The sequence below is a fragment of the Micromonospora sp. WMMD975 genome, from assembly GCF_029581215.1.
Classification (GTDB): Bacteria; Actinomycetota; Actinomycetes; order Mycobacteriales; family Micromonosporaceae; genus Micromonospora.
In genome coordinates this window covers 3,470,994-3,489,902 of the sequence record NZ_CP120739.1, presented here as the reverse complement: position 1 = coordinate 3,489,902, position 18,909 = coordinate 3,470,994, and the positions used below count along the sequence as shown (strand labels likewise).

19 protein-coding genes are annotated in these 18,909 nt (G+C 72.3%); 5 read left to right on the top strand and 14 right to left on the bottom strand.

Annotation, left to right across the window (positions count from 1 at the left end):
* Positions 1-23: 23 nt before the first annotated feature.
* Positions 24-680: a choice-of-anchor M domain-containing protein gene (locus O7613_RS14975; protein WP_282289077.1), complete on the top strand. Its 657-nt coding sequence runs from the start codon at positions 24-26 to the stop codon at positions 678-680.
* Positions 677-1,330 (top strand): choice-of-anchor M domain-containing protein, encoded by a 654-nt coding sequence (locus O7613_RS14970; protein ID WP_282289076.1) that lies wholly within the window; start codon positions 677-679, stop codon positions 1,328-1,330. Before O7613_RS14975 ends, O7613_RS14970 begins: the two co-directional genes overlap by 4 nt.
* A gap of 172 nt (positions 1,331-1,502) precedes the next feature.
* On the opposite strand, the gene O7613_RS14965 is transcribed toward O7613_RS14970, so the two are convergent.
* The 4 genes from O7613_RS14965 to O7613_RS14950 form a co-directional block, all read right to left on the bottom strand.
* On the bottom strand, positions 1,503-1,787 hold the full coding sequence (locus tag O7613_RS14965; protein ID WP_282289075.1) for a metalloregulator ArsR/SmtB family transcription factor: 285 nt from the start codon (positions 1,785-1,787) through the stop codon (positions 1,503-1,505).
* 144 nt (positions 1,788-1,931) lie between these two features.
* Positions 1,932-2,654 carry a TIGR03943 family protein gene (locus O7613_RS14960; protein ID WP_282289074.1) on the bottom strand — a complete coding sequence of 241 codons (723 nt, stop codon included), beginning with the start codon at positions 2,652-2,654 and terminating at the stop codon, positions 1,932-1,934.
* Positions 2,651-3,634 carry a permease gene (locus tag O7613_RS14955; protein ID WP_282294542.1) on the bottom strand — a complete coding sequence of 328 codons (984 nt, stop codon included), beginning with the start codon at positions 3,632-3,634 and terminating at the stop codon, positions 2,651-2,653. The genes O7613_RS14960 and O7613_RS14955 overlap by 4 nt, the downstream gene beginning before the upstream one ends.
* A gap of 171 nt (positions 3,635-3,805) precedes the next feature.
* Positions 3,806-7,036 carry a S8 family serine peptidase gene (locus tag O7613_RS14950; protein WP_282294541.1) on the bottom strand — a complete coding sequence of 1,077 codons (3,231 nt, stop codon included), beginning with the start codon at positions 7,034-7,036 and terminating at the stop codon, positions 3,806-3,808.
* 421 nt (positions 7,037-7,457) lie between these two features.
* On the opposite strand from O7613_RS14950, the gene O7613_RS14945 reads away from it, so the two are divergent.
* Positions 7,458-7,841 carry a transcriptional repressor gene (locus O7613_RS14945; RefSeq protein ID WP_282294540.1) on the top strand — a complete coding sequence of 128 codons (384 nt, stop codon included), beginning with the start codon at positions 7,458-7,460 and terminating at the stop codon, positions 7,839-7,841.
* Positions 7,842-8,101: 260 nt separating this feature from the next.
* Here the strand turns inward: O7613_RS14945 and O7613_RS14940 are convergent, their stop codons facing one another.
* The 10 genes from O7613_RS14940 to O7613_RS14895 form a co-directional block, all read right to left on the bottom strand.
* Positions 8,102-8,494, bottom strand: a complete 393-nt coding sequence (locus tag O7613_RS14940) for an SCO5389 family protein (protein ID WP_282289073.1) — start codon at positions 8,492-8,494, stop codon at positions 8,102-8,104.
* A 1,050-nt stretch (positions 8,495-9,544) separates the two neighbouring features.
* Positions 9,545-10,105 carry a copper resistance CopC family protein gene (locus O7613_RS14935; RefSeq protein ID WP_282294539.1) on the bottom strand — a complete coding sequence of 187 codons (561 nt, stop codon included), beginning with the start codon at positions 10,103-10,105 and terminating at the stop codon, positions 9,545-9,547.
* 26 nt (positions 10,106-10,131) lie between these two features.
* A complete protein-coding gene (locus O7613_RS14930; protein ID WP_282289072.1) occupies positions 10,132-11,364 on the bottom strand; it encodes a Dyp-type peroxidase in 1,233 nt (410 codons plus the stop codon).
* Positions 11,361-11,954: a copper chaperone PCu(A)C gene (locus tag O7613_RS14925; RefSeq protein ID WP_282289071.1), complete on the bottom strand. Its 594-nt coding sequence runs from the start codon at positions 11,952-11,954 to the stop codon at positions 11,361-11,363. Before O7613_RS14925 ends, O7613_RS14930 begins: the two co-directional genes overlap by 4 nt.
* A 99-nt stretch (positions 11,955-12,053) precedes the next feature.
* The gene (locus O7613_RS14920) at positions 12,054-12,806 is read right to left on the bottom strand and encodes a zf-HC2 domain-containing protein (RefSeq protein ID WP_282289070.1); all 753 of its coding nucleotides are present in this window, start codon (positions 12,804-12,806) and stop codon (positions 12,054-12,056) included.
* A 59-nt stretch (positions 12,807-12,865) separates the two neighbouring features.
* A complete protein-coding gene (locus O7613_RS14915) occupies positions 12,866-13,417 on the bottom strand; it encodes a sigma-70 family RNA polymerase sigma factor (RefSeq protein ID WP_282289069.1) in 552 nt (183 codons plus the stop codon).
* Between the two features lie 115 nt (positions 13,418-13,532).
* Positions 13,533-15,701, bottom strand: coding sequence for a heavy metal translocating P-type ATPase (locus tag O7613_RS14910; RefSeq protein ID WP_282289068.1), 2,169 nt, complete (start codon positions 15,699-15,701; stop codon positions 13,533-13,535).
* 44 nt (positions 15,702-15,745) lie between these two features.
* Positions 15,746-15,970 (bottom strand): heavy metal-associated domain-containing protein, encoded by a 225-nt coding sequence (locus tag O7613_RS14905; protein ID WP_282289067.1) that lies wholly within the window; start codon positions 15,968-15,970, stop codon positions 15,746-15,748.
* A 184-nt stretch (positions 15,971-16,154) separates the two neighbouring features.
* A complete protein-coding gene (locus O7613_RS14900) occupies positions 16,155-17,063 on the bottom strand; it encodes a hypothetical protein (protein WP_282289066.1) in 909 nt (302 codons plus the stop codon).
* A 32-nt stretch (positions 17,064-17,095) separates the two neighbouring features.
* Complete coding sequence (locus tag O7613_RS14895) at positions 17,096-17,788, bottom strand: YcnI family protein (protein ID WP_282289065.1); 693 nt, start codon at positions 17,786-17,788, stop codon at positions 17,096-17,098.
* A gap of 190 nt (positions 17,789-17,978) precedes the next feature.
* On the opposite strand from O7613_RS14895, the gene O7613_RS14890 reads away from it, so the two are divergent.
* A complete protein-coding gene (locus tag O7613_RS14890; protein ID WP_282289064.1) occupies positions 17,979-18,542 on the top strand; it encodes a sigma-70 family RNA polymerase sigma factor in 564 nt (187 codons plus the stop codon).
* Positions 18,543-18,632: 90 nt separating this feature from the next.
* A complete protein-coding gene (locus O7613_RS14885) occupies positions 18,633-18,863 on the top strand; it encodes a hypothetical protein (RefSeq protein ID WP_282289063.1) in 231 nt (76 codons plus the stop codon).
* The last annotated feature ends 46 nt before the right edge of the window (positions 18,864-18,909 follow it).

The window sequence follows — 18,909 nt, the reverse complement described above, 5'->3', positions numbered from 1 at the left end:
ACTGTCATGAGAGGAGTCTTTACGTGCGTAGCACCGTGCGTCACCTGCTGGCGTCGGGTGTCCTGGGCGTAGCGCTGGTCGCGACGGCACTGCCCGCGCAGGCCGCCACCGCCTCGGTCGTGACGTTCAACGCCGGCCACCTCGACGTCGTCGACGTGGCCTACGAGGACGGCTCGCTGGAGATCGGCGTCCACGACGAGGACAACGACGTTGAGTACGGCGCCGACGAGGTCAAGCTGGTCGTCAAGCGCCAGGCCAAGCTCACCGTCCCCGCCGACCCCGCCTTCACGTTCCTCGGCACCCCGGGCGTGTCCAAGGTCTGGATCCTGCCGGAAATCCAGAACGAGAATCTGATCTGGCCGGGCCTCACCGCCGAGGAGATCGAGGCCGGCGTCTTCACCAACGACTCACTGACGCTCTCCCTCCAGTCGGTCGCCGGCCCGGGCCAGCTCGCCATCTACACCGAGAACGCCGTGGGCCAGCCGAGCATCCTGGCCGACAGCGGCGACGGCCTCCCCGACGCCCTGGCCCTGACCGCCGGGGACCACACGCACGCCAACTGGGCGTTCGACAAGGCCGGCACCTACTGCGTGACCTTCCGCGCCACCGGCACCCTGGCCGCCACCGGCCAGCAGGTCACCTCCGCCCCCGCCACGCTGCGTTTCGTCGTGAAGGCATGAGCGCGATGCGTATCCGCAACCGTCTTCTCGCCGGTCTGGTCCTGACCGCCGCACTGCTCGCCGGCACCACCACGCCCGTCGCCGCGGCGCCGCTCGTGCTCACCAGCGGCCATGTCGACGTCATCGACGTCGACTACGCCGCCGGCGCGCTCACCGTCAGCGTCCTGGACGGCAGCGGCCCGACCGATGTCGAGCGCAATCCCGCCGACGTGCTCTTCCGCCTGCCGAACACGGCCAAGGTCAGCGTGCCCGGCGGATCGTCCTGGGCCTTCCTCGGCACCGGTGGCCAGGCCTGGGTGCTGCCGCAGTCCAACACGGCCGGGTTGCTCTGGGCTGGCTGGAACACCACCGAGGTGCCCACCGGCGTCTTCCAGAACAACCGCGTCACCTTCAAGCTCACCAGCGTGTCCGGGCCGGCGGGCTTCAGCATCTACACCGTCTCCGGTGGCGCCCCGAGCGTGCTGTTCGACAGCGGCAACGGCCTGGCGGACAGCCTGAACGTCAACCGCAACACCCACACGCACGCCAACTGGGGCTTCGACGCCGCCGGCACGTATGCCGTCACCTTCGAGGTGACCGGCAAGCTCGCCGCCACCGGCAGCACCGTCACCTCGGGACCGAAGACGTTCACGTTCGAGGTGCTGCCCTGATCGACGCGCCTGAAGTCCGTCAGTGTTCGGCAGCGTCCTGCGGTAGAGGCGCCACCGAACAGTGATCCCGGCCGGCGCGGAGCCCTCGCCCACCTGGCTCCGCGCCGGCCACCTACGGGATTCGGCGCACCGCCGGGAGCGGCGTTCGGCGCGTGCGGGCGCCTCGCCGTCGTCAGGGGCAGAACCTCAGCACCTCCAGCACGAGAGCGACGGCCGGTATGCCGGTGAGTCCGTAGTACATGCGGCCGCCGCCGCGGTAACGGCGCACCAGGTGGGCGTTGCGGAGCAGCCGCAACTGGTGGGACACGTTGGGCATAGGAACCTCCAACGTGGCGCTCAGCTCCGTGACGCAGGCATCGCCCTCCGTGAGATGCCGCAGGATACGAAGACGTGTCGGGTGGGCGATGGTGCGCAGAAGGTCACTGATCTCCTCGACGCTGCCGGATCCGGGGGTCACGACACCGCCGGAACGGGGTGGCGCGAAACTCTGCGCATGCTCGACCGCTCCTCGCGCTCCTTAAAGTGAGCGTAACGGTAGTCATGTGCAATAGCGTCGTCTAGCTGTCAGATGTTGATATCAGCACTCGTGCAACCGTCGCGGCTACTCGTACGGTTCGGCGGGCGCGGGGATCTTCTCCCAGGTCTCCACCTGGAAGTAGGGGAGGTCGGCGTCGTTGACGGGGTCCTTGGCGGTGTGCGGGATCCACCGGCCGGTGGAGCGTACCCAGGTGTTCGCCGGGCCTTCGGGCACGTCGCCGCGCAGGCCGATCTTGACAGGGATGCCGTCGGCGGCGCAGCAGGACAGCATGATGCGGACGAGCATTGGCTCACCGTCCGGGCCGGGGGCGAGGAAGCCCGTCAACTGGATGCGCCGGCCGTCGAGCGTGCGTCCGTGGTCGTAGACGGCTCGGTAGCCGTATTCGATGAGTGTCAGCTCGGCCGGGTCGCCGGGGGGTAGCGGCGGGAAGGCTACGTCCCGGTCGTCGGTCAGGGCGGAGCCTGCGCGGGCCGCAGTGTCGGCGCCGAGCGCAGGCGGTACGACGAAGAGCAGCGCGAGCGCCGGGAGCAGCAGCAACCACCCGACGATGGGACCGGAACGGCTGTGGCCGTGCCCGTCGTCGTCAGGTTGGCCCTCGGGCCGGGTGAGGTGCCGCAGTTCCTGCACGAGCGCCACCAGCGCGGTGATGACCAGCAGCAGCCCGGCGGCGATGAGGAAAGGTCGCAGCCCCTGTTTGACGTAGCGCAGGTAGAGGTCGGTGAGGCTGGCGCGCAGGATCGCGCCGCCGAGGAAGACCAGCACCACCGCCTGAGTACCGCGACTCACCAGATCACCGTCCCGAGGGTCGCCGCGACGAGCACGGCGAGGGCGAAGGTGGCCGGGGCGAACCGGACGGCGAACCGCCGGCCGAAGATGCCGGCCTGCATGGATATCAGCTTGAGGTCGACCATCGGACCGACCACGAGGAAGGCCAGCCGGGCGGTCAGCGAGAACTGGGACAGCGAGGCGGCGACGAACGCGTCGGCCTCGGAGCAGATGGACAGCAGCACCGCGAGGGCGGCGAGCGCGAGGATCGACAGCACCGGCCGCGCCGCGAGGTCGTGCAGGAACTGCTGCGGTACGACCACGTTGATCGTCGCCGCGGCCATGGCCCCGACGACGAGGAACCCGCCGGCGTGGATGACGTCGTGCCGGCAGGCCGTCCAGAACGCGGTCATCCGAGGTAGCCCGTCGAGGTGCGCGCGGTGCGGCAGGCGGATCCAGTCGGTGCGGCCCAGCCGCAGCCACATCCAGCCCATCAGCAGGGCGACCAGGAGGCTGGCGCCGCCGCGGGCGGCGACCATCTCCGGGTTGCGCGGGAACGCGACGGCGGTGGCGGTGAGCACGATCGGGTTGATCGCCGGCGCGGCGAGCAGGAACGCCAGCGCCGCGGCGGGGGTGACACCGCGACGGATCAGCGACCCGGCGATCGGCACGGACCCGCACTCGCAGCCCGGCAGCACCACTCCGGCCATGCCGGCGACCGGCACCGCGAGCGCGGGGTGGCGGGGCAGGGCCCGCGCCCAGAACGAGCGGGGCACGAACACGGCGATCACCGCCGACAGCACCACCCCGAAGACGAGGAACGGCACCGCCTGCACCATCACCGACACGAACACCGTCAGCCAGGTCTGCAGGCGCGGGTCGGTGACCAGCGCCCCGACCTGCCGGTGCAGCACACCGACGAGGATGAGCAGGAAGCACAGCACCTCGGTCGAGCCGACCCACCGCTCGCGGTCGGACGCCGCCGGTTCGGCGGCCGGCACGGTAGGAGCCTGCGGCTCGGGCCGCACGGGCGCGGCGGGCTCGGTCGTACTCAGGCGGATCACCTCTCAACTTCAACGACCGCATCCTACAGTGATCACTCGATCACGATGCGCCTATGACGCGGCGATGCCCGCCCTCGTGGGTGCCGAGGGCGGGCATCGCGCTGTCGGTCAGTTCACGGCACCGATGGACACTGCGCCGCGGCCGACGACCGCGCCCTCGTCGGTGACCAGGTTCAGCTCACCGAACAACTGCCGGCCGGCAGCGGGAGCGGCGTCCACCGTGACGGCGCCGGTGATGGCGGCGCTGGCACCGTTGGGCAGGGACACCGTGGTGCCGGGTGCGGTGACCTGGCCCAGTGCCGGGGAGTAGAACACGTCCCGGTAGTCGAACTGCGTGGTGCCTGCCGGCACCGCGTACCCGTCGACCTGCACGGTGTACGTCCCGGGCTCGGGGTTCGGGATGGCCACCGACTCCTCGGAGTCGCCGTCGGCGGACTGGCCGACCTCGACGCCGTCGCGCAGGACGGTCAGGTCCAGGTCGGCGGCCAGGTCGCTGGTGTTGCCGATGGCGACGTCCAGCCGGGTGGCGCCCTCGGGCACCTCGACGGTGTAGGTCTTGCGCTCACCGTCGGCGATGCTGTCCCGGGAGGAGGCCGAGCTGCCCAACGGACCGCCCTGACCCGTGATCACCACCGGGCCGAACGTGTTCGTGACCGTCCAGGTAATCGGCGTGGACTCACCGTGAGTGACGCTGGGCAGCGTCACCACGGCCGGCTCCACCGTGACGCCCTGCACTCGGGCGGTGAGCTGGAACGGGTTGTTCAGCGACGGCGAGGTGCGCCGTGCCTCCACCTCGATCTCCCAGATCCCCGGCATCGGGTTGGCGTAGTCCCGCTCCTGCGGCTTGCACGCCGCCGCGTCGGAGTAGTTGGTGTAGCAGGCGGTGCTGGCGGTGCTCTCCACCGGCACACCCCACGGGTTGATGGCGATGAACCGGGTCTGGGAGCCGGTGGCGATGCCGGACAGGTTCACCTGCAGTGCCGCCGTCCCCTCCGGGACCGAGACGAAGAAGCTGGTCGTCGAGTTGCGGTCCACGCTGCCCGAGCCGGAGAACGCGTACGTCGGCCTGGTGGGCTGCGCGGCGGCGACGACGGTGTTGAGCACCTCGAAGTCGACCACCTTGGTCTTCGGGTCGTCGATGCGCAGGATGGCTCCGTGGGCGCCGGCCTTCGGGGTTGCCGTCACCGGGATGGAGACGGCCTTGTTCAGCGGCAGGTCCGCCGACTTCGGGGCGCGGAACGTCCCGTCGTTGCCCCGCCACTGCAGCTTGTGGCGGATTACGCCGGCCGGACCGGTGGTGCGGGTGACCTTGACCTGGTAGGTGCGTGCCTGGCCGACCTTTTGGCCGCCCTGCCCGGGGGCGCAGCGGTTGTAGATGCCGGTGCCCCGGTCGGGGGTGGCGAGGAAGTCGGAGATCGGCGTGCACACCGGCGCGCTCGCGGTGTAGCTGCGCGGGGTGACGGGCTTGGCCAGCAGCTTCCAGGCAGCCGGCACGTCGAGCAGGCCGTTACCCTGCGCGAACGCCGGCTCGCCCTTGATCCACGAGGCCGAGCTGACCACGGCCCGACGCAACGCCGCCGGAGTGACCCCGGTGTCGGTCGCCTTGGCGGCGGACAGCAGCAGCGCCGCGCCGCCGGTGGCCTGCGGGGAGGCCATCGAGGTGCCGTTGAACATTGCGTAGCCCGGCGGCAGCGAGTAGCCAGCCTCGGGGGTCGGCGAGCCGGCCTGCCACAGCGGGATGGTGGAGATCGCCGAGCCGGGCGCGCTGATGGTGGGCTTGAAGCCGCCGTCCTCACGCGGCCCGCGCGAGGAGAACGGGTGTAGCTGGTACGGCCGGCGGGTGACCGAGCCGTAGTTCGCCAGCCAGGTCTCCCGGCTGATGCTGGAGGCGACGCTGACCACGTTGCCAGCGACGGACGGGTCACCCACGGTGTTGACACCCGGGCCGGAGTTGCCGGCGGAGATGAACATCTGCACGCCGTAGTCGTTGATCAGCCGGTCGTACAGTTCGGCGCGGGCGTTGTTGGCGTCGTTGAGCGCCGGCAGGCCGCCGATGGACATGTTCACCACATCCACCTTGCGGTTGACCACGAGGTCCACCATGCCGGTGGTCAGCGCCGCCGCGGTGCAACCTCCGCCCCAGGTGCAGGCCCGGGAGGAAACCAGCTTCGCGCCCGGCGCGGCCCCGTCGAAGCGGGTGTTGCCGAGCATGTCGTTGGCCGCGGTGATGCCCGCGACGTGCGACCCGTGCGCGCCCTCGATGATGCCGATGTTGACGAAGTCCGCGGTCTGACCGGGCAGGCCCGCCGGTCCAAGGTCGACGTCCTCGCGGTAATCGACCACGAACGGCATCTGCTCCCGCACGGCGGTGGCGGCATCGTCGGTGCCGAAGTGCCCGACGTCGAAGCGCTCCTTGTAGGGGCGCATCACCGGGTTGTCGGTGAAGTCGCCGTCCTGGTCGGAGTCCACCCGGATGTCGTGGCTGGCCGGGTCGTAGAGGATGCCGAAGCTGTCGGAGGTGTCGCCATCGCGGTTGACGTCGCCACCGGGCTCGCTGCCCTCGGTGATGTTCTCGTTGAAGACGTTGAACAGCCAGGTGCCCGCTGGTGCGGTCCACTGGCGCCCGGCCGCGGTGAACGACGTGCCGGTGACCTGCGTGCGCATGGCCCGCCAGGTCAGGTCGCCCTCCAGCAACGGGTCGGTGGCGGTCACCCAGTCGACGATCTTCCGCTCGCCCGTCGAGGTGGTCTGCAGAGCGGGATTGTCCAGGTCGACGCCGGAGTCCATGATCCCGATGGTCACGCCCCGGCCGTCCCATGTCGGGTGTGCCTTCTTGAACGCCACCGCGCCGGTCTCCCCGGTCGGCATGTAGGGGTTGTCCGCCGGGGTGGAGGCACCGGGGCCGGAGGTTGTTTCCTGCGCTCCGGCCTGCTTGCCCGGCAGGGATTCCACCCGCGGGCTCGGCAAGGTGATCGACTCGTTCAGGTCCATCGCCGACACGCCAGGCAGCTTGGCGGTCTTGACGACCTTGTCCGTCGGGACCTGCGCCAGCAGGTAGCCGACCTGGTCGACCCGGTGGGTGACCGTGCCGCCGAGCTTGCGGACCGCGGCGGTGACCTCGTCGGCCCTGCCCTTGTCGGTGGAGATGATGACAGTCACCGCCGACCTGCGCTGTGCCTGCGCGTCGGCGAGCAGCTCGGCGTCATGGCTGCCGAGCGCCGCGGCCGGCGAATCCTTCGGTGCTTCCGGCGCCGGCGCCGGCGGGGCCGCCGGTGCGGCGGCCGCCGCACTCGCACCGGTCAACGCGACCGTGCCGGTGGCGACGGTGGAGGCGAGCAGGGCGGCGAAGCCCCGCCTACCCCACGGGGATGGATGTCTCACGGGCGGATTCCTCCCAGAGCGAGCGCCCGGTGACGGGCGCGACTGAAGGGGATCATCCGCTCATCGAAAGCCATTGTCACTAAGCGCACGAAGCGTTGTGACCAGGCCGTGACTAACTTTCGTATCGGCGTCACGCAAGCGCTTGCCGCGAGACGTGGCGGGCGAGCGGGGCTACAGCTCAGGCCACGTTCGACGCCCGGATCGGGTTGGTGCCGCACTGCTAGGGTCAGCGAGAACATTGGATATATGCGCAATGCATAATGGGTGCGGATGTCAGATGGCCCACGATGGGGCGCGAGCAAACACCGCCAACCAGCCGCAGCGGGTTGGCCACCCAGCGGAACGGAGACGGCGAACGGTGAGCGAGGCGACGACCGGCATGACCCGCAACACCCGCCAGCGTGCCGAGGTGCTGGCACTGCTGCGCGAGGTCGACGGCTTCCACAGCGCCCAGCAGTTGCACCAGATGCTGCTGAATCGCCAGGCGCGCGTGGGCCTGACCACCGTCTACCGCACACTGCAGATGCTTGTCGACACCGGCGAACTCGACTCCACCAAGCTGCCGGGCGGAGAGCAGCTTTATCGGCGGTGCAGCCAGAGCCGCCACCATCACCACCTGGTGTGCCGCGAGTGCGGTCGTACGGTCGAGGTCGCCGGACCGGCCGTGGAGCGGTGGGCCGACCAGGTCGCCAGCCAGCACGGCTTTACCGACGTCGGCCACACCATGGAGATCTTCGGAGTCTGCGGCGACTGCGCCACCTGAACACCGTCCTGCGGTGGATACGCTCGCCGCCGGAACGCCCGGGTGGAAGGCATGCTCCTACCGGCCGTTCAGCACCTCGCTGCCGAACCGGTTAATGGTGCGTAGCGTTGTCGCCGCCTCGACGAGTGACCGCAGATGGCGTACACCGTGAGCGCGGCGGCCACCGACCCGGCCGGTGTCCTCCTCCGCCGTACCGATGCCCGGCGCGCAGGAACAGGTGAGCCTGGACCTGCCCGCCGGGACGTCCGGCAGTGTGGTGGTCAACAGTTGCGTAGCTCGGGTGACTGGTTGAGCAACTGCCCACGGGTAGAGACGAACCTGCGGTAGGTATCGGAGTCGACGGCACTCAACCGGAACGCCGCCACCCGGTGGCAGTTCTGGAAGGCCAGCTTCACCCCGAAGTGGCGCTCCAGGCCGGAGCGGATCGCATCGCTGGCCAGCGCCCGCAACAGCTGACCGCGTTCGGTCTCGGTGGGCGGTGGTACGACGTTGTCGGCGAAGTCGGCGGTGGAGGACGCCAACTCCTCGACCACCCGGGAGACGGTCTCCCAGGCGTACGGCAGGGAGTCGCGTACGCAGGCGACGAAGTCGGCGTCGTCCACGGGGCCCGCTTCGGCGGCTTCGAGCAGGGTTGGCGGAACGGTGAGAGACATGATCCTCCTCAGAACTCGAAACGACCATCGTTACCGTTACCGTGCGAGCACACCACGTAGTCGCCTGGTGAGTCAACAGGCGCAGATGGCTCCAGGGTTCCGCTCGGGCTTCCCGCGCCGGAACGAACAGGCGATGACATTGGAAGCGGAACTCATTATCGTAAAGACGTCCGCGAGGTAGGGGGTACCTCAGGTGAGGCGGACCCGGCCGGCGCGGCGTCCTCTGCGGGGGTCGCACGTCGGCCGGCCTCTTGCGCCTGCGCCATCCGGTGCAGCCGGATGTCTGCCGCTGGTGCAAACGGCAACCAGATCCGTTAACATCGCATTGGACGTCAGTCGGTACTGGTACCTCCGGCGACGACGCTCCCTGCGGTGGCGTGACGGCCTCCTCACCGGTGCTGTCACGCCACCGGCATCAGCGGATGCGATTCTGCGCGGCTTGGACCACGGCGCCCGAGCTGCCGAGGACCTCGTTCTACGCGGCCTACGACAGCGACCGGCCGCGTCACCGACGCTCGCGCGGCTACCGCCAACGGGACGGGCTGCCCGAGCGGCGCTTGCAGCCCGCCGGCCGGAGCGAGGACTACCGCTTCCGCGTTCTGGGAACCGGCGGGCGGCCGGCGACGCGCTCCGCGGTCGTGCATGACAAGCCCCTGCATCTCGTCGTGGTGGCCCGCGACCTCACCGGCTACCAGCACCTGCACCCGCACCCCACCATGGCGCCCGACGGCACCTGGAGCGTGCCGCTGAGACTCCTCCGCGCCGGCGCCTACCGCGTCTACGCGGACTTCTCCGTCCTCACCCCGGGCGGCGCTGCGACACCGCTGGTGCTCGGCGTCGACCACCACATCCCGGGCGCGTATGCCCCGGCCACCCTGCCGCCACCGCCACCGCAGGCGACGGCGGGGCCGTGCACGGCGACCATGGCCGGCACCACGGTGCCGGTGGCGTTCGCCGTCCGCCGTGCCGGCAGCGGCGCCCGGATGCGGTCTGGTGCACGACGTGGAGCCTGGCATCGGGTCGGTTGGCCGGCGGGCCGCTCGCCCGCGATCAGGCGGCGCGACGACGCCGCAGGAGGAGCAGGGCCGTACCCGCCACGGCCAAGGCGGCGACCAGGCCCCCCGCGATCAGGGCCACCGGCGGGCCGGTGTCGCCGTTACCGGCAGCGGATGCGGGGCTTGCCGCGTCGGCGCCGACCGGAGTTCCCGCCGTCCCGGCTTCGGCCGGCGGTGTGGGCGCGGTCGGGTCGGCGACCGTGAAGCGGTACGACCCCTGCACCGGGTGGCCGTCGGCGGAGACCACCCGGTAGGCGACCGTGTAGGCGCCGTTGGGCAGCGGTCCGTCGATGGTGACGCGGCCCGCCGTACCGTCCACGGTGGGCGCGCCGGTGGGCACCTTCCGCCGGTCGGCGTCGCTGAGCACGATGGTGGTGAACTCGGGGTTCAACCGTTGCGCGAACCGCAGCGTGACAGTGGTCGGCGCGGCGGTCAGCCGGGCGTCCTGGGCCGGCGTGGCCGCCTGCAACGAGTTGTGCGCCGCGGCGGGCGCGGCGGGCGCCAGCAGAAGCGCGGTGAGCACCACCGCGAGGGTGGCGACGGTACGGGTACGCATGTCGGACCGGGCCTTCCGGGTCGTCGTCATCCGAGCACCTGCTGGCCGATCCAGCCGCCGTCGGGGCAGCCGGGCGGTACGGCGAACACGGCGGAGCCGATCGGGGTGGTCCACTCGTTGAGCAGGTCCCGTTCGGCCAGCCGGCGCTGGATGGGCAGGAACTGGCGGGTGATGTCGGCCTGGTACGCGGCGAAGACCAGCCCGCTGTCCGCGTGCCCGTCGGCGGTCGGCGCGCCGTCGTAGTTGTAGGGCCGGCGCAGGATCTTCTGCCGGTCGTCGGTGACATGCGCCCGGGTCAGGTGCGAGAAGTCCGGGATGACGGTGAGCCCGTCCGCGCCGAGCGCGGCGAAGTCCGGCTCGTCGTGCTCGGCGACGCCGGTCAGCGGTGCGCCGGTGTCCAGCCGCCGGCCCACCGCGACCTCCCGGTCGGTGCGGCCGAGCAGGTCCCAGGTCTCCAGGTTCATGCTGATCCGCCGCACCACGAGGGTGGTGGAGTCGCGCAGCCAGTCCGGCCCGTCGGTGACCCACACGGCGGTGTCCGACGGCGTGCCCGGCTTCGGGTTGGCGGTGCCGTCGAGCTGCCCGAACAGGTTCCGCTGGGTGCGGCCCGGTTCGGCGCCGGCGGCCCGCCGGAAGCCCTGCTGCACCCAGCGCACGGTGGCGAACGGGCGGCTGTCCTTGACCAGGACGCGCTGGGCGTGGGCGACGGTGAGCGGGTCGTCGGCGCAGATCTGGAGCAGCAGGTCCCCACCCGACCAGCGCGGTTGCAGCCGGTCCACGCGGAACGCCGGCAGTTCGGCCACGGACGGCGGCCGGCGGTCGTCGCGCCCGGCGGCGGCGTAGAGGCCGGGGCCGAAGCCGAACGTGACGGTCAGCCGGGCCGGCAGCAGGCCGAGTTCCGGTTCGGTGTCGGCGAGCGCCGGCCGGCCCTGGGTGAGCCGGGCGGCGTCGTCGGAGAGCAGCCGCAGCATCCGCCCGAGCGCGGCCCGGTCGGTGCCGGGCTTCAGGGTGAACGCCACGAACGCGGCGTGCGCCTGCGGCTCGGTGGTGACCCCGGACTGCCGGGCGCCGTAGAACGGCTCGACCGCGCTGCCGACCTGGGCCACCGGAACTGCGTCGGCGGGGCGTGCCCGAGGCTCGTCGGGTCGGGCGACGGCGATTGCGGCGCTGCCGGCGAGCGTGCCCCCGACGGCGACGGCGCCGCCGGTGAGCAGGCCACGCCTGCTCACCGGACGGCCCGTGGGGGAACCCCCGGTCATGAGGCGGGGCTCATGCTCATCTCCGGCATCGGGGAGTCGCCGTGGCCGGGGGCGTAGGACTCCTGGGCGCCGGTGAACGGCTTCGCCACGGCGGTGAACGTCTGGGTGCGGCCGTCGGCGAAGGTGAGCGTGAAGCTGAGTTCGTCGCCCGCCTGCACCGGCTTGGCGATGTTCATCAGCATCAGGTGGTCGCCGCCGGGCTCCAGCGTGGCCCGGGAGTGCGCCTTGACCACGATGCCGCCCTCCTTGGGCTGCATGACCATCTTGCCGTCCTTCATGGTCATCTCGTGCAGCTCCATCGGGGAGACCTCGGTGGCCGCCTTGGTGATCGTCACATCCGCGTCGCCGTCGTTGACCAGGGTGCCGAACGCGGCGGTCATGCCCTTGTCGGCGGCCTTCACCCACGGGTCGCTGATGCCGAGCACCCCGGCCGCCGCGCTCGCCGAAGCCGAAGCCGAAGCCGTCGCCGACGGTGCGGCGGTGGTCGAGCCGTCGGCGGAGCCGCAGGCGGCGACGGACGCGGCCAGCAGGGCCGCGCCGATCAGGGCCGCCGGACGCAGGAACCAGACGCTGGTGGTGGTGCTGGGCATGACAGTGTCCCCTCGAAGATCGGTACTCCTGTCGTTGGTCGGGGTCGAGCGGCGGAAAGTTCCAGCCGGTGGGATCGGCCACCTCACCCGACAGTGCGGTCACGCCGCCGCGTCGTGCCGGTGGTGCGCCGAGCCCTGGTAGGGCGCGGGCACCAGGCGCAGCCCGGACGCCGGGGTGCTGTCCTCGGACAGCCGCCACCGGCCGCGCTCTCGGGCGCCGCGGCCGGCGGGGCCACCCGGTTCCACCCGGACGCGGCTCAGGGCGACCACGATGGCGTAGCCGGCCAGCAGGAACGCGTGGCTGACCAGCCGCCCCGGGTCGACTCGGCCGGTGGCCAGGTCGTTGACCGACAGCAGCACCAGCGTGCCGACGAACGCGGACAGCATCGGCACCAGCCCGGTGGGTGGGGTGCGCCGGGCGGCGACGAACAGGAACCCGGCGCCGACCGCCACGTTCCAGGCCGCCGACTCGTGCCAGAGGTGGCCGGACGTCAGGGCCCCACCGACGTCGTGCTGGTGGCCGCCGGTCGGCCCGCGCCCGACCTGGGCGAGACCGAGGACCAGTTGCAGTGTGCCCACCAGTCCCAGCGTGGCCCGTAGGCCCAGCGTGATCCGCTGCCGCCACGACCGCCGGGGCCGCTCGGGCAGGGCGGCCAGGATCGCGTCGGTGCGGTCCACCGCGCCGTCGGCGAGGGTGAGCCGGGCGCGTCGGGACACCGCGGCGGCGCGGTCGTACCAGATGCGGCAGGCCGGGCAGTCGGCCAGGTGTTGCTCGACGGCCGACCGCTCGGCGGCGGTTTCCTCGCCGTCGAGTTGAGCTGACAACACCTCACGCCACTGCGCACACCCCATGGTCGGGTAGTCGTCGCGAGGGCGTCGCTGGTTCCCGTGTCCTGCTGGTGACCTGCGGGTCATCCGACGGCGTCGCCCCGGCCGGGGCGGGCCCGCATCGCGGCGACAAGGTCTTCCCGAGCGCGGGCGACGCGGGACCGGACGGTGCCGACGGGGCAGCCGCACAGTTCGGCGGTTTCGGCGTAGGACATGCCGAGAAGTTGGGTGGCGACGAATGCCTCCCGCCGGTCGGCGGGAAGCGCTGCGATCAGGTGTTCGAGGACGATCCGCTGGTCGAAGCCGCTGTGGTGACGGTCGGTGACCTCATGCGTCTCGGGCAGCGGCACCGTGCGGGGCCGCGCCGTGATGGTCCGTACCCGGTCGACCGCGACCCGTTGGGCGATCGTCAGCAGCCAGGTCCGGGCGGAGGACCGGCCGGCGAACGACGGCAGCGACCGCACGGCGCGCAGGTAGGTCTCCTGGGTGAGGTCGTCGGCCTCGGCGGGGGAGGCGATAGCGGCGAGGTAGCGCCACACGGAGGTCTGCGTCGCCCGGACGAACTGGGTGGCCGCCTCGTGGTCACCTTGACCGGCCGCCAGCGCCCAGGCGGTGACCTGCGCTTCGTCCGTCACGTCCGTTCCCTTCCGTCCCGGTGGTGTCCTGCCGGATCACTGATAACGACAGCTTGTAGTAGAGGCCGTCGGGAAGCCTACGACATCGCGTGTGACCGTCTTCCAGACGTACGGTTCACAAGCCCGAGCGGATCAACGCAGGCTGCCACCGGGTCAGCCGGAGGCTGTTGAGGACCACCAGGAGGCTGGACGCGGCCATCGCTGCCGCCGCCACCATCGGGTTGACCAGCCCGGTCGCCGCCAACGGGATCATGAGCGTGTTGTAGGCGAACGCCCAGAACAGGTTGCCCTTGATGGTGCGCAGGGTTGCCCGGGCCAGCTCCAGCGCGTCCACGGCGGCGGTCAGGTCCACGGTCCCGGCGTCGGCGCGCACCAGGGTGATGTCGCTGGCCTCGATGGTGATGTCGCTGCCGGTGGCGACCGCGATGCCGAGGTCGGCCTCGGCCAGCGCCGCCGCGTCGTTGACGCCGTCGCCGACCATGGCCACGGCGCGGCCCTCGGCGCGCAGCCGGCGTACGGTGGCGGCCTTCTCCTCGGGGCTGACGCCGGCGTGCACCTCGATCGGTCCGACCAGCGCGGCCACCGCCTCGGCGGCGGCGGGGGTGTCGCCGGTCAGCAGGACGGGTCGCAGGCCGGCGTCCCGAAGCCGGGCCACGGTCGCGGCGGCGGTGTCGCGGGGGCGGTCGGCGATGGTGATCCATCCGAGCAGGTGACCGTCGCGGGCCACGTACGCGACACTGTCGGCGCCGGCGGTTTTGGGCACGGTGACGCCGGCGTCGGCGAGGTGCCGGGCGCTGCCGACGATGACCAGGGCGCCGTCGAGCGTGCCGGCGGCGCCGCGTCCGGGCGTGGCGTGGAAGTCGGTCGCGACCGGCAGGCCGGTGCCGCAGCGCTGCCCGGCGGCGATCACGACGGCCTGCGCGAGCGGGTGCTCGGAGCAGGACTCGACCGCCGCGGCGGCGCGGAGCAACTCCACCTCGTCGACCCCGGTGGCGGGGTGTAGCGCGGTGACCCGCATCCGGCCGGTGGTAAGCGTGCCGGTCTTGTCGAACACCACGGTGTCGATGCGGTGGGCGGACTCCAGCGCGGCGGCGCCCCGGATGAGCACGCCGAGTTGAGCGCCGCGGCCGGTGCCGACCAGCAACGCGGTCGGGGTGGCCAGGCCGAGGGCGCACGGGCAGGCCACGATGAGCACCGCGACCGCCACCCCGACCGCGGTGGCGGCGGGTGCCAATACCAGCCACGCCGTTGCCGTCGCCACGGCGATCACCAGCACGAACGGGACGAAGATCCCGGCGATGGTGTCGGCGAGGCGCTGCACCCGGGCCTTGCCGGCCTGTGCCTCGGCGACCAGCCGGGTGATCTGGGCGAGGCGGGTGTCCTCGCCGACCCGGGTGGCCCGCACCACCAGCCGGCCGCCGGTGTTGACCGTGCCCCCGGCGACCGGCGAGCCCGGGCCGACCTCGACCGGCACGCTCTCACCGGTCAGGAGGGAGGCGTCGACCGCGCCGGCGCCGGTCTCCACGACACCGTCGGTGGCGATCCGCTCCCCGGGCCGGACCACGAAGCGGTCCCCGACGTGCAGGACGCCTACCGGCCGCCGGTGTTCCTGGCCGTCGGCGTCGAGGACCGCGACGTCCCGGACGCCGAGTTCGGCCAGGCCGCGCAGCGCGGAACCGGCGCGGTGGCGGGCTCGGGCCTCGAGCCAGCGCCCGACGAGCAGGAAGGTGACCAGGCCGGCGCCGACCTCGAAGTAGAGGGCGTGGCCGTGGCCGCCGGTGAGGGAGAAGGTCATCGTCAGGCCAGGCCGTCCGGCGTCGGTGGCGAGCAGCGCCCACAGGCTCCACAGGTACGACACAAGCGCGCCGAGACTGACAAGCGTATCCATGGTGGCGGCGCCCTGGCGGGCGTTGGCCAGCGCGGCGCGGTGGAACGGCCAGCCCGCCCACGCGACCACCGGGGCGCTCAACGCCGCCACGGCCCACTGCCAGCCGGTGAACTGCAGCGCGGGCGCCATGGATATCGCCATGACGGGGACGCTGAGCGTCACCGCGCCGGTCAGCCGCAGGCGCAGCGGACCGTCCTGGTCGGTGTCCGGCGTGTCCGCGCTCGGCGGTTGGGCGGTGTAGCCCAGCGCGGTGACGACCGCGAGGAGGTCCGTGACGGGGACGGTGGCCGGGTGGGTGACGGTGGCCGTGGCGGTGGCGAAGTTGACCGTGGCCCGTACGCCGTCGATGCGGTTCAGCTTGCGTTCGATCCGGTTCGCGCAGGCCGCGCAGGTCATCCCGCCGACACTGAGCGGGGTCAGTGTCAGCTGCGCCGGGGCGGTCACGGCCGGCCCGCGGTCAGCTCGAAACCGGCCTCGTCCACGGCGCGGCGGACCGCGTCCGGTGGCGGCGGGGTGTCGCTGCGGACGGTGACCAGGGCGGCGGCGAGGTCGACGGTGACCTCGCGGACGCCGGGCAGCGCGCTCAGCGCGGCGGTGACGGACTGGACGCAGTGGTCGCAGCTCATGCCGAGCACGTGGTAGGTGGACTCCACGACAGACCTCATCTTCGGTGGATGGATCCCGAGCATCGGGCGGGGGCGGCTCGGCGGCAGCGTGCCCTCGTGCCGTCGGTGAGCGCCGCACCGCGGTAGCCCTTCGCGGCGCGTGACGTGTCCCGGCTCACGAATATGGTACGGACTGCGGCGCGGTACGGATTATCGAATGTTGCGCATTTTTGTGCGCCGCCTGTCATCGACCCACTGCCTGGGTGGCCTCGGCGCGTAAACGATCCCGGGACAGGTCGGACGGTCGGGTCGCCAGCGCCACCTGGAGTATGTGCGCGTCGAGCAACGGTAGCTGCAGCAACCAGCCCAGGTCGGGATCCGCGGCGGCGGCTGCGGCACTCGCGCGCACCGCGCTTAGGCGGCGGTCGACGCCCAACCGGCGGCGCGTCTGCCGGCCGGGTGGCAGCAGGGATTCGACGCCGGTCGGCAGCAGCGTGAGCCGGCCCCGCGGTGAGTCCATCGGCACGGGGTAACCGTCGAGGAGACGGCGAGCCGCGTCGTCGGCGTCGATCGTGGCGCCGAGCGTCGACGCGCGGGCGCGCACGGCCGTGCGCAGCCGTTGCGCGATTAGCGGGCCGGTCACCGTCGCCGGCAGGTCGGCCCGCGGCGGCGCCCAGTACGGTTCGAGCCGGTGGGCGCCGTCGTCGTAGAGGTGCACGCCAACCGCCTCGGGCACCGCAGCCGCGCCCCCAGCGGGACCAGCGGTCAGCGCGCCGGCGGTGAGCCACAGACGATGAAGGCCGGCGACGTCTCCGGCGGCGTAGGTGCCGTACGGCGTGCGGACGAACGTGAGGAAGCTGCCGGGCAAGCGGGCGAGGGCACCCGGGTCATAGTGGTCGGCGGACCGGATCACCTGCTCGGCGAGGGCGCGCTCGGCCAGCCCGCAGGTCCCGATCAGCGCCACCCGCAGCGCGTCGGTGTCGACCTGTCGGACGGTCCAGCGCGGCCACCGCCCGGACAGCCACGGGCGGCCGGAGAGGGGGTCCAGGATCACCGTCTCGTCGGTGCCGGCGCCGACCTCGGGCGACGTGCGGGGACGGTGGACGTGGACGTGAAACCGGCCGTGCGGCGGACCGGTTCGCTGGTCGGTCATCGGCGGCACCGGCCCGCGTGAAATCGCACCGGTCAGCGTCGACCCGTGCTGGCGGCGGCCCGGTTGACCAGCGCCACCAGCAGCGCGGCCGCGGCGAGCACGAGCGCCGCGACGCCCACGGCGAGCGACACGGACGCCGGCGTGGCGCTGGCGCGTGCGGCGCTGCCGCCGGCGATCGGCATGCCGTGCTCGTCCACCGCGCCGCCGGCGTCGCGGTCCAGCCTTAGGACCACCGCCGGGTTCTCCGGCTCGGGCTTCCCCGTCTCGGGTTCCTCGATCCATCGGGCGACCTGCCCGTCGGAGTAGGTCTGCAGCGCCTTGAACACCACCCGGTCGCCGCCGTCCGGCAGTGGGCCGAGCGAGACCCGGAACTCCTGGAACTGCTCACCGTCGATCGCCGCGTCCGGGGTGAGCGCGGTCCACGTGACAGCGCTGACGGGGCCGCCGCCGCCCGGCTGGGTCCGCTCGACCACCGCACGCCAGCCGGCCAACTCGTGCACGGCGGCGGAGTCGATCGGCGTCGAGGCGGGCAGGACGAGACGCAGTCCGACCGTGGTGGCGTCCGCGCGTTCGTTGGGCACCCGGAACGTCAACGTGGTGGTCGTGCCCGGGGCGGCCTGCGCGGGGCTGACCGACACGTGCGCGTACGCCGGTCCGGCCGCCGCCGCGGTGCCGGCCAGGGCGGCCAGGAGAAGGACGATGCCGCGTGCCGTGCGACCTGCCATTGGTTCGCCTTTCAGTCGGTCCACGTCGATCGTGGTGGGCTGGTGCGGATGCCGCAGGGTGCTGACGGGCGGGCTTTCCGGTCGCCGGGAGGGTTCGCGTCGCGGTCGGACAGCGCTGACGACTCATGCCGTAGTCTGCGGAGCAGTTACTACTACACGTTGTCGTGTGGGGCGTGCGGAGGTGCCGAGGGTGATGGACGACGCGCAGGTCACCGCGTGGGCGCTCGCGGCTGGCCGGGGTGACCGGGAGGCTGCGGCGGCGTTCGTCCGGGCCACCCAGACGTCGGTGTGGCGGTTCCTGGCCGCGCTGACGTCGGCGGCGGAGGCCGACGACCTGGCCCAGGAGACCTATCTGCGGGCGTGGCGGTCCCTGCCGTCGTTCGCTGGGCGGTCGTCGGCGCGAACGTGGCTGTTGAGTATCGCCCGCCGGGTCGCCGTCGACAACGTGCGGATGGCCGCCACCCGCCCGCGTACCGTGGCGATGACCCTGCCGGAGGACCTGGTCGACGTCAACGGCGGCTTCGACCAGGCGATCGCGGTGGAGCAGCTCGTCGCCGCGTTGCGTCCCGAGCGGCGGGTGGCGTTCGTCGCCACCCAACTGCTCGGCATGTCGTACGAGGAGGCCGCGGAGGTCTGCGGCTGCCCGGTGGGCACGATCCGATCGCGGGTCGCCCGGGCCCGCGAGGACCTCATCGAGGTGCTCACCACCGGGTCGCCGGGGAAGCGGCGCGGCGGCGGGGGCGCGGCAAGCTGACCGCGCCCGGCGCCGGCCGGCGCGGGTGGGAACCATCATGAGGTCGGCGGCGACTACCGACATGTGGGGTGCGTCCGGTGGCGTGAGGTGTTGTCGAGCCAGCTCGACGGCGAGGACGCGCCCGGGCAGTGGAACGTCGCGCAGCGGCATCTGACGTCGTGCGACACCTGCCGTCGGTGGTACGACGATGCTGCGGCGATCACCCGTCGCGCCCGGATGACACTGGTCCGCGACGGCGTCGACGTCACCGAGGTCGTCCTGGCCGAGCTGGCCGCCGGGCCGAGGCGGCATCGGTGGTGGGGGTTGCGCGCCCTGCGGTAGGCGCGGCGCTCGGTGGTTCCGGGGCCATCCGGCGGGCGCTTCCGTT

Bases quoted from the DNA above. Each gene is read 5' to 3' on its own strand.
- O7613_RS14905 (WP_282289067.1), bottom strand. From the start codon at position 15,970: ATGAGGTCTGTCGTGGAGTCCACCTACCACGTGCTCGGCATGAGCTGC.
- O7613_RS14970 (WP_282289076.1), top strand. From the start codon at position 677: ATGAGCGCGATGCGTATCCGCAACCGTCTTCTCGCCGGTCTGGTCCTG.
- O7613_RS14945 (WP_282294540.1), top strand. From the start codon at position 7,458: ATGACCCGCAACACCCGCCAGCGTGCCGAGGTGCTGGCACTGCTGCGC.
- O7613_RS14940 (WP_282289073.1), bottom strand. From the start codon at position 8,494: ATGTCTCTCACCGTTCCGCCAACCCTGCTCGAAGCCGCCGAAGCGGGC.
- O7613_RS14925 (WP_282289071.1), bottom strand. From the start codon at position 11,954: ATGCCCAGCACCACCACCAGCGTCTGGTTCCTGCGTCCGGCGGCCCTG.
- O7613_RS14920 (WP_282289070.1), bottom strand. From the start codon at position 12,806: ATGGGGTGTGCGCAGTGGCGTGAGGTGTTGTCAGCTCAACTCGACGGC.
- O7613_RS14900 (WP_282289066.1), bottom strand. From the start codon at position 17,063: ATGACCGACCAGCGAACCGGTCCGCCGCACGGCCGGTTTCACGTCCAC.
- O7613_RS14930 (WP_282289072.1), bottom strand. From the start codon at position 11,364: ATGACCGGGGGTTCCCCCACGGGCCGTCCGGTGAGCAGGCGTGGCCTG.
- O7613_RS14935 (WP_282294539.1), bottom strand. From the start codon at position 10,105: ATGCGTACCCGTACCGTCGCCACCCTCGCGGTGGTGCTCACCGCGCTT.
- O7613_RS14895 (WP_282289065.1), bottom strand. From the start codon at position 17,788: ATGGCAGGTCGCACGGCACGCGGCATCGTCCTTCTCCTGGCCGCCCTG.
- O7613_RS14910 (WP_282289068.1), bottom strand. From the start codon at position 15,701: ATGACCTGCGCGGCCTGCGCGAACCGGATCGAACGCAAGCTGAACCGC.